The organism is Nitratireductor alexandrii, assembly GCF_004000215.1.
GTDB lineage: Bacteria > Pseudomonadota > Alphaproteobacteria > Rhizobiales > Rhizobiaceae > Mangrovimarina > Mangrovimarina alexandrii.
In genome coordinates, this window is record NZ_RBVY01000001.1 from 719,853 (window position 1) to 735,313 (window position 15,461).

Below are 15,461 nucleotides of genomic sequence, written 5' to 3' on the forward strand. Positions count from 1 at the left end.
GCGGCCGGCCGATCGGGCCGGTCGCGACCGCTGCGGCCGCCGGCCGGGCAGGACAACGCGAAAAGGGAGCGGGCCCGCATGGACCTCGCAACGGTCCTCATCGTCGAAATTTTCTATTCGATCGCCGTGCTGGTCGTCATCAGCGCCGGTCTGGCGGTCGTGTTCGGCATGATGCGCGTGATCAACCTGGCGCATGGGGAGTTCATGATGGCGGGCGGCTACGCCACCATCGTCGCGGTCAATGCCGGCATCAACATCTATGTCGCCATGCTGATCGTCGCCCCGCTCGTCGTCGGCCTGATCGGCCTGGTGGTCGAGCGCCTCGTCATCCGCCATCTCTACGGTCGCCTCGTCGACACGATGCTGGCGAGCTGGGGGCTGAGCCTGGTGATGATCGGGCTCGCCACCATGATCTTCGGCAACACCACCACCGGCATCTCGCCGCCGATCGCCGGCTTCGCCATCGGCGGCTACCAGGTCAACGGCTACAATTTCTTCATCATCGTCGTCGCTGCGCTGCTGCTCGTTGCCATGTACGCGCTGCTGGCCGGCACAAGGGCCGGGCTGGTCGCGCGCGGCACCATGCAGCGCGCCGACATGGCCGCCGCGCTCGGCTACAGTCCAGACCGGGTCTACATGGTCACCTTTTTCTGCGGTTCGGCGCTCTCGGGCCTCGCCGGCGGCCTGCTCGCCCCGCTCGTCGGTCTCGTGCCGACCACCGGCGGCACCTATATCGCCAAGGCCTTCATCACCGTGATCTCCGGCGGCGCGTCGATCATCGTCGGGCTTTTGTCGAGCGCGACGCTGTTCGGGCTGGTGTCCCAGCTCTTCACCTTCGCCGCAAGCCCGGTGGTCGGCGAGGTGGCGCTGCTGGTCGCCGCCGTCGTGCTGCTGCGGCTTCTGCCGCAGGGCATCACCGGCCGTTTCTTCAGGGGGCGCCTGTGAGCGGGCGTCCGGATATCGGCGCGACGCTGGCCGTGCTCGTCGTCTTTACCCTGTTGGCGCTGGTCGCGCCGGCCGTGCTGGAAACCTACACGCTGACCATCCTTCTGATCTACGGTCTTTTGGCGATGAGCCTCGGCCTGGTCTGGGGATTCGGCGGCATATTGTGCTTCGGCCAGGCGGCGTTTTACGGGCTGGGCGCCTATAGCTACGCGATCGCCGCCATCAATCTCGGCGAAAGCACGCTGCCCTTCGTACTCGGCATTGTGGTTCCGTTCCTGTTCGCCGGCGTGCTCGGCGCGATGATGTTTTACGGGCGCCTGTCGGACGTCTATCTCGGCGTCATCACGCTGGTCGTCACGCTGATCTTCTTCAAATTCATGAACTCCACCGCCGGCCCGGAATATGCGATCGGCCAGGCGCGGCTCGGCGGTTTCAACGGCATACCGGGCTATCAGACGCTCAACGTGCCCGGCGATCCCGACGCCTATATCTTCGGCGACGATTTTTATTATCTCGTCGTGGCGATCGTCCTCGTCGTCTACGCCCTGCTGCGCTGGCTGCTGGCCAGCCCGTTCGGCCGGGTCGCGGTCGCGATCCGGGAGAACGAGGCGCGGGTCGAGCTGATGGGTTACGACGCCCGGCTGCGCAAGACGGCGCTGTTTGCCGTCGGCGGCGCGGTGGCGGGCCTGGCCGGGACGCTGTTTGCCAACTGGGCCGAAATCGTCACGCCGGGGCTGTTTTCGCTCGGCCAGTCGGCCGAGATCATCATCTGGTGCATCGTCGGCGGGCTCGGCACGCTGGTCGGCCCGTTCGTCGGCGCGATGCTGCTCGGCTATCTGAAATTCGCGCTCGGCCAGCAGGCGCTGATCGACAACACGCTCGTGCTCGGCCTGGTTCTGGTTCTGTCCGTGCTGCTTTTGCCGCGCGGCGTGGTGCCGACGCTCGGCCAGTGGGCCGGCCTGGCGCGCCGGCGCCGGCCCAGGCGCGCCCCGCGGCGCCGTTTGCGCCCCGCCCGGGGAGGCGCCGATGGCTGACATCGTGCTTGAGACCCGCGGCGTGACCATGCGGTTCGGCGGCGTCAACGCCGTCGACGGGGTCGACTTTTCGCTGCGCCGCGACGAGCTGCGCTGCCTGATCGGTCCGAACGGCGCCGGCAAGAGCACGTTTTTCAAATGCCTGGCCGGCATGCTGACGCCGAGCGCCGGCGAAATCCTGATCGACGGCCAGGAGACGACCGGCTGGCATCCGCACGAGATCGCCCGGCTGGGCATCGGCATCAAGACCCAGGTGCCGAGCGTCATGGACGGGCTTTCCGTGCGCGAGAACATCTGGCTGGCGGCGTTGCGCGTGCTTGGGCGGCAGGGAGCGGACGGCGCGGTCGCCGACGCGCTCGAGCGGCTCGATCTCGGCGATCTGGCCGCGCGCCCGGTCGGACGGCTGGCGCATGGCGAGCGCCAGCGCGTCGAACTGGGCATCGTGATCGCCGCCCGTCCGTGGCTGGTGCTGCTCGACGAGCCGGCGGCGGGCATGACGGCCGACGAGATCGAGCGGCTGGCCGCCGTGATCGCCGAGATCGGCAGGCAGGCCGCCATCATCATCGTCGAGCACGACATGCAGTTCATCCGCGCGATCGCCAGAACCGTGACCGTGTTCGCGCAGGGCCGCATTCTGATGGAGGACCATGTCGACGCCGTCATGGCCGATCCCAGGGTGCGCGACATCTATCTGGGCAAGAAGGGATAGCGCATGGCGAACGCTTCCGACGCTCTCTCGGTCAGGGCGCTGGCCGCCGGCTACGGCCGCATTCCCGTCCTGCACGGCATCGACCTTGCGGTCGGCGAGGGCGAGATCGTCGGCATTCTCGGCCATAACGGCATGGGCAAATCGACGCTTTTGAAGGCGGTGATGGGGTTCTTGCCGGCCACCGGCGGTTCGGTCAGCCTGGCCGGGGCGGATATCACGACCCTGTCGCCGCACGAACGCGCCCGGCTCGGCCTGGGCTACGTGCCGCAGGGCCGGGGGATTTTTCCCCAACTCAGCGTGCGCGACAATCTCCGGCTGGCCTGGCGCGACTATGGCGAGGCGGGCGAGCCCGACGCGCTTGCCGGGGTGCTGCGCGACTTTCCGCGCATCGAGCGCCTGCTCGACAGGCCGGGCGGCTCGCTGTCGGGAGGCGAGCAGCAATTGCTGGCGCTGGCCCGCTGCCTGATCGCCGATCCCTGGCTTGTCCTGCTCGACGAGCCGACGGAAGGCATCCAGCCCTCGATCATCGAGGAGATCGAGGAGACGCTGGCCAGGCTGCGCGCCGAACGGGGCCTGACCATCCTCCTGGTCGAGCAGAATTTCGATTTCATCTCCGCCCTGTCCGACCGCGTGCTGGTGCTGGAACGCGGCGCCATCAAGGCCGAGATCGACGCCCAAGCCCTCGCCGATCCGCGCCAGGTGGAAGCGTTTCTGGGTTTTGGCGCCGCGCGCCGCACCCGCCCAGGCAGCGCTCCCCCGGCCGGGGCGGTCGACGCGCCGCGCCCGCCGGCGGCGGCTGCCGCGCGCGTTTTCGACGCGCCGCTGCGCCACGCCGTGCCGGCCTCGGCCCTGCCGCGGGTGCCGGGCGGCACCCGTGCGCCCGCATTGTCCATCCCCAACCCCGTCCCGGCGAGGGACCCGGCGAAAGCACAAGCCATGACCGTGAAACGACCCAGCCTCGACCAGATGCGCGCCATGCGCGACACGCTCGGCTTCTCGATGGCCGACGACGAGCTCGCCCGCTATCTCGCCGTCATGGAGCCCTATCTGCAAGGCTATGACCGGCTGAGCGCCACGCCCGACTTCCTCCCGCAGGTGAACTATCCGCGCGCGCCCGGCCACCGCCCCGACCCGGCCGACAATCCCCTCAACGCCTGGTACTACAAGACCGAGATCCGCGGCGCGCCGACCGGCCCGCTGGCCGGCAAGCGCATCGTGGTCAAGGACACGGTGTGCGTGGCCGGCGTTCCGATGATGAACGGCTCGGCGGTCATGGAGGGCTACGTACCGGAGATCGACGCCACCATCGTCACGCGCATGCTCGACGCCGGCGCGATCATCGTCGGCAAGTCGACCTGCGAAAATCTGTGCCTGTCGGGCGGCAGCCACACCAGCGCCACCGGCCCGGTGCACAATCCCTACAAGCACGGCTACATGGCCGGCGGCTCCTCGAGCGGCTCGGCGGTGCTGGTCGCCACCGGCGAGGTCGACATGGCGATCGCCGGCGATCAGGGCGGCTCGATCCGCATCCCGTCGAGCAATTGCGGCACTTACGGCATGAAGCCGACGCACGGCCTGGTGCCCTATTCGGGCGTGATGGGGGTGGAGCAGACCATCGACCATGTCGGCCCGGTGACCGCCAACGTCGCCGACAACGCGCTGCTGCTGGAGGTGCTGGCCGGCGAGGACGGGCTCGATCCGCGCCAGTACAAACCCACGGTCGAGCGCTACACGGACGCGGTCGGGCGCGGTTGCCGGGGCTTGCGCATCGGTGTCCTGGCGGAAGGGTTCGCGCGGCCCGAAAGCGAGCCCGACGTCGACCTGAAGGTCAGGGCGGCGGCCGACGCCTTCAAGGGGCTGGGCGCCGAGGTCGAGGAGATCTCCGTGCCCGAGCATCTGGCCGCGCCCGACTACTGGACGGCGATCACCGTCGAGGGGCTGCAGGATTTCATGATGCACGGCAACTGCGCCGGCACCAATTATCGCGGCCTGTTCCTGCCGTCCATGGTCGACCATTTCGCCAGTTGGCGGGGCCGCGCCGACGAGCTGTCGGCGAGCCTCAAGATCTGCATGTTCCTCGGCGAATATTTCCAGACGCGCTATCGCGGCCGCTTCTACGGCAAGGCGCAGAACCTGATGCGCCGGCTGGCGATGCGTTACGACGCCGTGTTCGCCAAATACGACCTGGTGCTGATGCCGACCCTGCCGATGAAGGCGCAGCCGATCCCGCCCGCCGACGCGCCGCTGGATCTCTACGTGCAGCGCGCCTTCGAGATGGTCGGCAACACCGCGCCTTTCAACGCCTCCGGCTATCCGGCCATGAACGTGCCGTGCGCGATGAGCGAGGGGCTGCCGGTCGGCATGATGCTGGTCGCCCGCAATTACGGCGAAAGCACGATCTACCGGGCGGCGTCCGCCTTCGAAAGCCTCGGCGACTGGCGTGCCATGTGAAGGGGAGCGTGCGATGACGATCTTGTCGGAATCCCTGGCCGGCAGGCTTTCGCAAAGCCTGTGGGACGCCAACGACGCCACCGAACCGGCGCCGGCGCAGATCGCGCCGCGCGACGGCAAGTCCTACGTTTCGGGCGAACGCACCATGCCGCTGCGCCATGTCACCATTCCGGCGATGTTCGCCGACACGGTGTCGCGGTTCGGACCGCGCGAGGCGGCGGTGTTTCGCCAGTTCGACAAGCGCTACACCTATTACGACCTCGACCGGGCGGTGGACGCGTTCGCCGCCGGCCTGCTCAGCCTCGGGCTGGAGCGCGGCGACCGCATCGGCATCTGGTCGCCCAACCGGCCGGAATGGCTGATCACCCAGTTCGCCACCGCCAGGATCGGGCTGGTGATGGTCAACATCAATCCCGCCTACCGGCTCTCCGAGCTCGAATACGCGCTCAACAAGGTCGGCTGCAAGGCGCTGGTCACCGCCGCCGCGTTCAAATCGTCAGACTATCTCGGCATGATCCGCACGCTGGCCCCGGAAATCGACACATGCGCGCCGGGCCGGCTCGCCGCGGCAAAGCTGCCGGCGCTGAAGATCGTCATTCGCATGGGTGCGGAGAAATCGCCCGGCATGTTCAACTTCGACGCGGTGCCGACCCTCGCCGGGCCGGCGCAGATGATGCGCCTCGACGCGATCAGCCGCGCGCTCGATCCCGACGATCCGATCAACATCCAGTTCACCAGCGGCACCACCGGCGCGCCGAAGGGCGCGACGCTGACGCATTACAACATCGTCAACAACGCCGCCTTCACCGTGCGCGCGATGGGGTTCGGCGAGGCCGACCGGCTGTGCATTCCCGTGCCGCTCTATCATTGTTTCGGCATGGTGCTGGGCACGCTCGGCTGCGTGACGGCGGGCGCGGCGATGGTGTTTGCCGGCGAGGCCTTCGAGGCCGGCGCCACGCTGGACGCGATCGTGGCCGAGCGCTGCACGGCCGTCTACGGCGTGCCGACCATGTTCGTTGCCATGCTCGACCATCCCGAATTCTCCAGTCGCGACTATTCGAGCCTGCGCACCGGCATGATGGCCGGCGCGCCCTGTCCGATCGAAGTCATGCGCCGCGTGGTCAAGGACATGCACATGCCCGAGGTGACGATCGGCTACGGCATGACGGAAACCAGCCCGATCTCCTTCCAGAGCGGCCCCGACGACGCGCTCGACGACCGCGTGTCGACGGTCGGCCGCATCCACCCGCATGTCGAGGTCAAGATCGTCGACGAGGACGGCCGCACGGTGGCCGTCGGCGCGCAGGGCGAATTGTGCACGCGCGGCTATTCGGTGATGCGCGGGTACTGGAACGACGAGGCGCGCACCCGCGAGGCGGTCGATCCGGGCGGCTGGATGCATACCGGCGATCTCGCCGCGCTCGACGAACGCGGCTATTGCCGCATCGTCGGCCGGGTCAAGGACATGGTGATCCGCGGCGGCGAAAACCTCTATCCGCGCGAGATCGAGGAATTCTTGTACCGCCATCCCAAGGTGGCCGAGGTGCAGGTGTTCGGCGTGCCGGACCCGACCTATGGCGAGGAACTGGCCGCCTGGATCGTGATGCAGCCGGGCGAGCAGGCCAGCGAGGGCGAGATCCGCGACCATTGCCGCGGCCAGATCGCCCACTACAAGATCCCCAAATATGTGCGCTTCAAGTCCGAACTGCCGATGACGGTGACCGGCAAACCGCAGAAATTCCTCATGCGCAAGGCGATGGTCGAGGAACTGGGGTTGGAATGATCGATCAATTCATTGATATTTTTTGGAAATCCGGTCGGAGTAGCGGCGATTGGGGAGACATTTCGAACCTACAGGGTTCGCAAGGCAAAGGGCCGTCCGAGCTGATGCGAGGCCCCGACTGGAGCGAAGCCCGAAGGGCGACAGCGCGAGGTCAGATAATGGCGGGGATAGAATGACTTGAACCCGCGGCCTGCGGACTGGGACTCCGCCGCTCTATCCATCCGAGTTACGAGCGTGTGGATCGTCATTGTCCTCCAACTGGAAGGCGGCACGCTCCCAAAGGCTCTTGTCGCCTTCTTGAAGCACATTCAACAGCGCTGTCTTTTCGCGCCTGTAGACCCTCCAGAAATCGGGATCGCGCGCCTTGATCGATGCCGTGTTGTCGATCAGGTCTGCGAGTTTGATCGTCTTGGCTTCTGGTGGAGCCTTGGCGATGTGGTCGCGGTCCATCGCCTTGCGCGTTGCACGATTGCCGTCCTCCGGCTTCGAAACATCGCTCAGCCAACCGACAAGCTCGGCAACCTTCGCGCCAAACTGGGCCTCGATTTCTTCGATTGTGACAAGGGTGTCCTCGACGACATCATGCAACAGGGCGGCTGCGACCATTTCGGGCGTATGCGGCACCGATTTTACGATTTCGGCTACCGCTATCGGATGGACGATGTAAGGCTCCCCGGTATATTTTCGTTGCTGTCCAACCGCCGCATGGGCCGTGGTCGCAAACACAAGCGCTTTCTCATACATGGTCCATGTCTTTCACCGGCTAAAACGCTGCAATCGCCCTGCATTTGGGACATTGCACGATCTTCCCCGTCTTGCACCGGCCGGTCGAGCTCCAAGAGGCGCCTTCGACAGGGGCGAGGGGGGCTGCGGTTGATCCTGATCGGTCACCGACGTTGGGTTTTTCACCGCTGGCGTCCCACCAATCCCAATCCTGGCGAGAAATCATATCGATCAGTGTTTTTCCCGTGTTGCCAAACACAGCAGCGGCGCGGTGCTTGGCATCATCTACGGCGGCGACAAGAGTGCCCCGGCCGTCTCCTTTGACGAAATAATGCGCATCGTCTGTCTCCATCTGTGGAGGGCAGAACGCTGCTGGGAGGATGGGATTCAGGGGGGCTGTGCGCGTTTTTTGTGCGCCGTCTGGTCGGAGTGGCAGGATTTGAACCTGCGACCCCCTCGTCCCGAACGAGGTGCGCTACCAGGCTGCGCTACACTCCGCAAAACCAGACCGGCGGTCTATAGCGTTCGTGCCGCGATCCTGCAAGCATGAAACGGCAGCGAATTCGCGCTTGGTGGATGGCGGGCAGAGCGGGTTGAAAACCGTGCCCTGTCGCCACCGGTCCGGCCCCGGCGACGATTTAAGCCGACGGTAAGCGATCGCTGCTAGGTTGGCGCCATCACCAGTGACCGGAGCCACGCCATCGCCATGCAAAAACCGCTCGCCGACGCGACACCGAACAGCTTTGCCTTCGAAACCAGAGCTTTGGTCAAGCCGACCGGGTTTCGCGAATATGACGCGCGCTGGTGGTTCGGCCATCCCGGGTCCGACAAGGCGCCGGAGATCAATCTGATCGGCGTTCAGGCGCTCGGCATCGGGTTGGGGACGCTGATCAGGCGGCTCGGCGCCGGACCCGATATCGTCGTCGGCCACGATTTCCGCTCCTATTCGATGGCGATCAAGCTGGCGCTGGTGTCGGGGCTGCAGGCCGCCGGCGCGCGGGTCAAGGATATCGGCCTGGCGCTGTCGCCGATGGCCTATTACGCCCAGTTCGCGCTCGACGCCCCCTCGGTCGCCATGGTGACGGCCTCGCACAACGAAAACGGCTGGACAGGCGTCAAGATGGGCGCGGCCCGGCCCTTGACCTTCGGTCCCGACGAGATGGACGCGCTGAAAAAGATCGTGCTCGACGCCGATTTCGACCTGTCCGGCGGCGGCGCTTACGAATTCGTGCCGGATTTTCGCCAGCGTTATGTCGACGATCTGGTTTCGGGCGTGAAAATCGCTCGTAAACTGAAAGTGGTGGCGGCCTGCGGCAACGGCACCGCCGGCGCCTTTGCGCCGGAAGTCCTGAGGCGCATCGGCTGCGAGGTGATCGAACTCGACTGCGACCTGGACCACAGCTTTCCGCGCTACAACCCCAATCCCGAAGACATGAAAATGCTGCATGCGATTCGCGACGAGGTGCTGCGCACCGGCGCGGATGTCGGGTTCGGCTTCGACGGCGACGGCGACCGCTGCGGCGTGGTCGACGACGAGGGCGGCGAGATCTTCGCCGACAAGGTCGGCGTGATGCTTGCCCGCGACATTTCCGGCGAACATGCCGGCTCGCGCTTCGTCGTCGACGTGAAGTCGACGGGCCTGTTCCTGACGGATCCGGTGTTAAAGGCCAACGGCGCGCGGACCGATTACTGGAAGACCGGCCATTCCCACATCAAGCGCCGGGTCAAGGAACTGGACGCGATCGCGGGCTTCGAGAAATCCGGCCATTTCTTCTTCAACCCGCCGATCGGGCGCGGTTACGACGACGGGCTGGTGACGGCGATCGCGGTCTGCCACATGCTCGACCGCAACCCGCAAAAGTCGATGGCCGAGCTTTACCGCGACCTGCCGCACACGTTCGGCTCGCCGACCATGTCGCCGCACTGCGCCGACGAGGAAAAATACGCCGTGGTGGACAAGGTGGTTGCCCAGCTCGAGGGGCTGCGCGACAGCGGCGCGCATTTCGCCGGCCAGCCGATCGCCGACATGGTGACGGTCAACGGCGTGCGGATCACCAACCGGGACGGCACCTGGGGGCTGATCCGCGCCTCGTCGAACAAGCCGGAACTCGTGGTGGTGGTCGAAAGCCCCGTGTCGGAGGAGCGCAAGCGGGACATGTTCGCCGCGCTCGACGCCGTGCTGCGCGCCCACCCGCAGGTGGGCGCCTACAACCAGACCCTGTGACGACGCGAGCGGGCCGGAGACGCCATGACTGAAAAGATCGTCAGCTTCGTCATGAGCGGCGGCGTCGGCTCCCGGCTGTGGCCGCTGTCGCGCGAGGACAACCCCAAGCAGTTCCACGACCTGTCCGGCGCCGGTTCGATGCTGGCCCAGACCCTGCGCCGGCTGAAGGCGGGGGGCGATGGCGGCTGGCCGGTCTATCTGATCGGCTCCGAGCGCCACGCCGAGCGCCTGCGCGCCGATCTCGCCGGACTGGACCTTTCGGGCGGCCGGCCGATCTTCGAGCCGATCGGACGCAACACCGCCGCCGCCGTCGCCGTGGCCGCGCTGCAGACCCTGGCCGATCATGGCGACGCGCTGGTTCTGGTCGTGCCCTCGGACCACGCCATCACCACGGACACCCAGTTCTGGGCCTCGATCGCGGCCGGGGCAAAGCCAGCGCGCGACGGGCGCCTGGTGGTGTTCGGCATCAAGCCGAGCCAACCCGAGACCGGTTACGGTTATATCGAGGCTGCCGGCGATGGCGGCGAGGCGGTGCGCGACGTGCTGCGTTTCGTGGAAAAACCCGACCTTGCAACGGCCGAGACCTATCTGGCGGCTGGCAATTTCTACTGGAACACCGGCATCTTCCTGTTTCGGGCAAGCGCCATGCGCGACGCCTTCCTGGAGTTCGCGCCCGATATCTGGGCGGGCGCGGAGCGCGCACTCGCCGCGGCATCCAGCGATCTGTCGGGGCTTTATCTGCCGCTCGACCTCTACGAGCACATTCCGGCGATCTCGGTCGACTACGCGATCATGGAGCGCGCGGCGCGCATCGCCATGGTACCGGCCGGCTTCCGCTGGAACGATCTCGGCTCGTGGCAATCGCTGCTCGACGTCGGCGCCTCCGACGAGAACGGCAACGTGGTGATCGGCGACGTCGTCGCCTTCGACACCGCCCATTCCTATCTGCGCAGCGAGGGCCGGCTGTTGTCGGTGATCGGCATGCGCGACGTCGCCATCGTGGCGACCCAGGACGCAACCTTCGTCGCGCCGGTGGCCCAGAGCCAGAACGTCAAGAAGATCGTCGAGCGGCTGGAACAGAGCGGTCGGCTGGAGACGCGGTTCACCCCCAGCCACGACCGGGTTCTGGTCGTCGGCGCGCATCGCCGGCGGGTATGTCACTGGCTGTTCGAGGAAACCCTGCCTCTATGGGCGACGGCCGGCGTCGACGCGGTCGGCGGCGGCTTCCACGAGGCGCTCGACTTCGCCGGCCGGCCGCTCGGCAAGCCCAAGCGCATGCGCACCATGGCGCGCCAGATCTATGCCTTCGCCGTCGCCAAGGCGCGCGGCTGGGACGGGCCGGCCGACCGGATCATCGCCCACGGCATCGATTTCATCGCCGCCAGGGGCCGCAGCGAAAACGGCGGCTGGGTGCGCGCGATCGGCGTCGACGGCGCGGTGGTCGACCCGGTCGAGGACGCCTACGACCATGCCTGCGTGCTGCTTGCGCTGGCGCATGCCCATCTGTCGGGCAACGAGGCCGCGCGCGCGCTCGGCGCGGAGACATTCGCCTTCATCGACGCCCATCTCGAGGACGAGCGGCTGACCGGGTTTCTGGAGTTTCCCGGCGGCAACGGCCTGCGCCGGTCGAACCCGCATATGCACCTTCTGGAGGCGTTCCTGGCCTGGTACGACGTGACCGGCGAGCGCGTCCACCTGCGCCGCGCCTCGCGCATCATCGATCTGTTCCGCAGCCGGTTCTTCGATCCCGACAGCTGGACGGTCGGCGAGTTTTTCGACGACGATTTCACTCCGGCCGCGGGCGAAAAGGGCCAGTGGACGGAGCCGGGCCACCATTTCGAATGGGCCTCGCTGCTGGTCGATTTCGCCGACAAGACCGGGCAGGGCGATCTGGTCGGCATCGCCCGCAAGCTCTACGCCTCGGCGGTCGCCAACGGGCTGAACCGGGCGACCGGGCTTGCCTATGCCGCGGTGTCGCGCTCGGGCATGCCGCTCGACCAGCTGTCGCGCTCATGGCCGCAGGCCGAGGCGATCAAGGCGGCGATGGCGCTCGACGGGGCCGGCGGTCCGGACCTGAAGCCGGAAATCGAGGCGCGTGTCGGGCGGCTGTTCCGCTGGCATATCGATCCCGCGCCGACCGGCCTGTGGATCGACCGGGTCGACGAAAAGGGGCGCTCGGTGGCGCGCGAGGTGCCCGCCAGCATCTTTTACCATCTGGTGTTCGCGCTGACGCGCTATCTGGACAAGACGGACGGGGCCGACGAGGCGGCCGGGTAGGCCGCGCGCCGGTTCCGCCCTTCGGGCAAGGCGTGACGCCGCGACCTCAATACGGACTGTCGACGTCGCCGGTCTCCACATAGACCGTCTTGATCTGCGAGTAGTGGCCGAGCGCGGCGAGCGAGTTCTCCCGTCCCATGCCCGACTGCTTGACGCCGCCGAACGGGATCTCGGCCGGCGACAGATTGTAGTGGTTGATCCAGCACGTGCCGGCTTGCAGGTCGGCGATGACGCGGTGGGCGCGGGCCAGGTCGCGGGTGAACACGCCGGCCGACAGGCCGAACTCGGTGTCGTTGGCGCGCGCGATCGCCTCGGCTTCCTCGCTGAACGACAACACGCTCATCACCGGCCCGAAAATCTCCTCGCGGGCGATCCGCATGTCGTCCCTGACCTCGGTGAAGACGGTCGGCTCGACGAAGAAGCCGCCTTCGAAACCCTGGAGTTTCGGCACGCCGCCGCCATGAGCGAGCGTCGCGCCCTCGGCCTTGCCGATCTCGATATAACCGCACACCTTGTCGTGCTGGGCCTTGTTGATCAATGGTCCCATCTGCGTTTCGGGATCGAGCGGGTCGCCGATGCGGATCTTCTTGGTGCGCTCGATCAGCCGCGCAAGGAAGCGCTCGCGAATGCCGTCCTGGACGAAGACGCGCGTGCCGTTGGAGCAGACCTGGCCGGTGGAGTAGAAATTGGCGAGCATGGCGCCGCCGACGGCGTTTTCGAGATCGGCGTCGTCGAACACGATCAGCGGCGACTTGCCGCCGAGCTCCATCGTGGCGTGCTTCATCTGCGAACCGGCGAGCGAAAGCACCTTGCGGCCGGTCGGCACCGAGCCGGTGAGGGACACCTTGGCCACCACCGGATGGCCGGCGAGCGCGGCGCCGACATCGCCAAAACCCTGGACGACGTTGAACAACCCGTCGGGAAGCCCGGCCTCGGTGAAGATCTCGGCCAGGACCAGCGCCGAGAGCGGGGTGTTTTCGGACGGCTTGAACACCATCGCGTTGCCCATGGCGAGCGCCGGGCCGGCCTTCCAGCCCGCGCCCTGGATCGGATAGTTCCAAGCGCCGATGCCCACGCACACGCCGAGCGGCTCGCGCCGCGTATAGGCGAAGGGACCGCCGAGATCGACATAATCGCCATTATAGGCGGCGACCGCGCCGCCGAAGAATTCCAGCGCGTCGGCGGCCGAGGCGGGATCGGCGACCAGCGTTTCCTGGATCGCCTTGCCGGTGTCGAACGTCTCCAGCCGGGCGATTTCGTCATTGCGTTCGCGCAGCAGGTCGGCCGCGCGGCGCAAAACCCGCCCGCGTTCGGTCGGGCTCATGCGCGCCCAGGCCCCCTGCGCGGCACGGGCGGCCTCGATGGCAAGCTCGACGATATTGTCGGTGGCCGCGTGCAGGCGGGCGATCACCTCGCCGGTGGCCGGGTAGATGACGTCCAGCGTCTGTCCGCCCTGGTCCTCGACATAGCTGCCGTTGATGTAGTGCGACGCCTTGGGTTGAGCTTTCATGGTCTGATCCTTTTGGCGGGGCCTGCGTTGGCCTTCCCTTATCGTTTCCGGGCGTCCGGCGCGAGGGGGCGCGGCGAACAGACGCCCTGGGCGCTCGGCCTGATCGGAACGGAACGGCGCGGCGGGCTCTGTCGGATCGCCGACCGATCACCTGTCGGAGTCGCGCCAGCGCGGATTGATCCACGGTTCCTGGTTCGAGGGGGGCAGAGGCGCGCGCCCCAGAATGTGGTCGGCCGCCTTTTCGCCGGTCATGATCGACGGACCGTTGAGATTGCCGTTGGTGATGCGCGGGAAGATCGAGGAATCGGCGACGCGCAGCCCCGCAACGCCGATCACCCGGCAGTCGGGATCGACCACGCTCATCGGATCGTCGGCATGCCCCATGCGGCAGGTGCCGCAGGGGTGATACGCACTCTCGACATGCTCGCGGATGAAGTCGTCGAGTTCGGCGTCGCTTTCGACGTGGCTGCCCGGCGCGATCTCGTCGCCGCGAAACTCGTCGAAGGCGGACTGCGAAAAAATCTCGCGGGTCAGCCGGATGCAGTGGCGGAAATCGACCCAGTCCTGATCATGCGCCATATAGTTGAAACGGATGACGGGCTTTGCGCGCGGGTCGGCCGAGCGCAGGGTGACGGTGCCGCGCGAGGCCGAGCGCATCGGTCCGACATGAGCCTGAAAACCGTGCGCGGGCACCGCCGCCTTGCCGTCGTAGCGGATCGCCGCCGGCAGGAAATGATACTGGATATCGGGATAGTCGACGCCGGCGCGCGAGCGCACGAAGGCGGCCGCCTCGAAATGGTTGGTCGCCCCGAGGCCCGATTTGAACATCAGCCAGCGCGCGCCGATCAGCGCCTTGGAAAGCGGATTGAGCACCGAATAGAGCGTGACCGGCTTCAGAGATTTCTGCTGGATGTAGAGTTCGAGATGGTCCTGCAGATTGGCGCCGACGCCGGGCCGGTCGGCGACGACATCAATGCCGTGCTCGGCCAGCTGCGCGGCCGGCCCGATGCCCGACAGCAACAGGAGTTTGGGCGAGTTGATCGACGAGGCGCAGAGCACGACTTCGCGCTTCGCCTTAATTTGTTGAATCGCTCCGCGAAGCTCGACCTCGACGCCGGTGGCGCGTTGATTCTCGATGATCACTTTGCGCGCGAAGCCGTTGACGAGACTCACGTTCTTGCGCTTCAGCGCCGGCCGCAAATAGGCATTGGCCGTCGACCAGCGCCGGCCGCGATGAATGGTCTGCTCCATCGCGCCGAAGCCTTCCTGCTTGGCGCCGTTATAGTCCTGGGTGAGTTCGAAACCGGCCTGGTTGCCGGCCTCGATGAAGGCCGCGTAGAGCGGGTTCCTGCGCGCGCCGCGGCGCACATGCAAGGGGCCGTCCGTGCCGCGCCAGCCCGCTTCGCCGCCATGCGAATTTTCCATGCGCTTGAAGTAGGGCAGCACGTCGGCGAAGCTCCAGCCGGTCGCGCCGGTCTCGGCCCAATGGTCGAAGTCGCGGGCATGGCCGCGCACATAGACCATGCCGTTGATCGACGACGAGCCGCCGAGCACCTTGCCGCGCGGCGTGGCCAGAACGCGTCCGCCCAGATGCGGCTCCGGCTCGCTGGCGTAGCCCCAGTCGTAAAGGCTCATGTTCATCGGGAAGGACAGGGCCGACGGCATCTGGATGAGCGGGCCGATATCGGTGCCGCCATATTCGATGACGATCACGGAGTGACGCCCGTCCTCCGACAACCTGTAGGCGAGTGCCGCGCCGGCCGAACCGGACCCGACGATCACGTAATCGGCTTCAAGCATTGGCG

The 15,461-nt window shown here is 66.9% G+C and carries 10 protein-coding genes and 1 tRNA gene; 7 read left to right on the forward strand and 4 right to left on the reverse strand.

Annotation, left to right across the window (positions count from 1 at the left end):
- Positions 1–78 precede the first annotated feature (78 nt).
- From EP380_RS03390 to EP380_RS03410, 5 genes are all read left to right on the forward strand, one after another.
- A complete protein-coding gene (locus tag EP380_RS03390) occupies positions 79–945 on the forward strand; it encodes a branched-chain amino acid ABC transporter permease (RefSeq protein ID WP_106571161.1) in 867 nt (288 codons plus the stop codon).
- Positions 942–1,979: a branched-chain amino acid ABC transporter permease gene (locus tag EP380_RS03395; protein WP_127596587.1), complete on the forward strand. Its 1,038-nt coding sequence runs from the start codon at positions 942–944 to the stop codon at positions 1,977–1,979. Before EP380_RS03390 ends, EP380_RS03395 begins: the two co-directional genes overlap by 4 nt.
- Positions 1,972–2,688 (forward strand): ABC transporter ATP-binding protein, encoded by a 717-nt coding sequence (locus EP380_RS03400; protein WP_127596591.1) that lies wholly within the window; start codon positions 1,972–1,974, stop codon positions 2,686–2,688. Before EP380_RS03395 ends, EP380_RS03400 begins: the two co-directional genes overlap by 8 nt.
- A gap of 3 nt (positions 2,689–2,691) precedes the next feature.
- Complete coding sequence (locus EP380_RS03405) at positions 2,692–5,139, forward strand: amidase (protein WP_127596595.1); 2,448 nt, start codon at positions 2,692–2,694, stop codon at positions 5,137–5,139.
- 145 nt (positions 5,140–5,284) lie between these two features.
- Positions 5,285–6,922, forward strand: coding sequence for an AMP-binding protein (locus tag EP380_RS03410; protein ID WP_238719706.1), 1,638 nt, complete (start codon positions 5,285–5,287; stop codon positions 6,920–6,922).
- Positions 6,923–7,135: 213 nt separating this feature from the next.
- On the opposite strand, the gene EP380_RS03415 is transcribed toward EP380_RS03410, so the two are convergent.
- Both EP380_RS03415 and EP380_RS03420 read right to left on the reverse strand, forming a co-directional pair.
- The gene (locus EP380_RS03415; protein ID WP_127596601.1) at positions 7,136–7,666 is read right to left on the reverse strand and encodes an HD domain-containing protein; all 531 of its coding nucleotides are present in this window, start codon (positions 7,664–7,666) and stop codon (positions 7,136–7,138) included.
- Between the two features lie 400 nt (positions 7,667–8,066).
- A tRNA-Pro gene (locus tag EP380_RS03420) sits at positions 8,067–8,143 on the reverse strand.
- Positions 8,144–8,351: 208 nt separating this feature from the next.
- Here EP380_RS03420 and EP380_RS03425 point away from each other — a divergent pair.
- Together EP380_RS03425 and EP380_RS03430 are read left to right on the forward strand one after the other, a co-directional pair.
- Positions 8,352–9,869, forward strand: a complete 1,518-nt coding sequence (locus EP380_RS03425) for a phosphomannomutase/phosphoglucomutase (RefSeq protein ID WP_127596604.1) — start codon at positions 8,352–8,354, stop codon at positions 9,867–9,869.
- 24 nt (positions 9,870–9,893) lie between these two features.
- On the forward strand, positions 9,894–12,146 hold the full coding sequence (locus tag EP380_RS03430; protein ID WP_127596607.1) for an AGE family epimerase/isomerase: 2,253 nt from the start codon (positions 9,894–9,896) through the stop codon (positions 12,144–12,146).
- A gap of 46 nt (positions 12,147–12,192) precedes the next feature.
- On the opposite strand, the gene betB is transcribed toward EP380_RS03430, so the two are convergent.
- Together betB and betA are read right to left on the reverse strand one after the other, a co-directional pair.
- On the reverse strand, positions 12,193–13,656 hold the full coding sequence (betB, locus tag EP380_RS03435) for a betaine-aldehyde dehydrogenase (RefSeq protein ID WP_127596610.1): 1,464 nt from the start codon (positions 13,654–13,656) through the stop codon (positions 12,193–12,195).
- Between the two features lie 147 nt (positions 13,657–13,803).
- On the reverse strand, positions 13,804–15,456 hold the full coding sequence (betA, locus tag EP380_RS03440; protein ID WP_127596613.1) for a choline dehydrogenase: 1,653 nt from the start codon (positions 15,454–15,456) through the stop codon (positions 13,804–13,806).
- Between the last annotated feature and the right edge of the window lie 5 nt (positions 15,457–15,461).

What these genes read in the sequence shown, in the direction of transcription:
- EP380_RS03405 (WP_127596595.1), top strand. Translation starts at nt 2,692, where the DNA reads ATGGCGAACGCTTCCGACGCTCTCTCGGTCAGGGCGCTGGCCGCCGGC.
- EP380_RS03390 (WP_106571161.1), top strand. Translation starts at nt 79, where the DNA reads ATGGACCTCGCAACGGTCCTCATCGTCGAAATTTTCTATTCGATCGCC.
- EP380_RS03410 (WP_238719706.1), top strand. Translation starts at nt 5,285, where the DNA reads ATGCCGCTGCGCCATGTCACCATTCCGGCGATGTTCGCCGACACGGTG.
- betA (WP_127596613.1), bottom strand. Translation starts at nt 15,456, where the DNA reads ATGCTTGAAGCCGATTACGTGATCGTCGGGTCCGGTTCGGCCGGCGCG.
- EP380_RS03425 (WP_127596604.1), top strand. Translation starts at nt 8,352, where the DNA reads ATGCAAAAACCGCTCGCCGACGCGACACCGAACAGCTTTGCCTTCGAA.
- EP380_RS03400 (WP_127596591.1), top strand. Translation starts at nt 1,972, where the DNA reads ATGGCTGACATCGTGCTTGAGACCCGCGGCGTGACCATGCGGTTCGGC.
- EP380_RS03430 (WP_127596607.1), top strand. Translation starts at nt 9,894, where the DNA reads ATGACTGAAAAGATCGTCAGCTTCGTCATGAGCGGCGGCGTCGGCTCC.
- EP380_RS03415 (WP_127596601.1), bottom strand. Translation starts at nt 7,666, where the DNA reads ATGTATGAGAAAGCGCTTGTGTTTGCGACCACGGCCCATGCGGCGGTT.
- betB (WP_127596610.1), bottom strand. Translation starts at nt 13,656, where the DNA reads ATGAAAGCTCAACCCAAGGCGTCGCACTACATCAACGGCAGCTATGTC.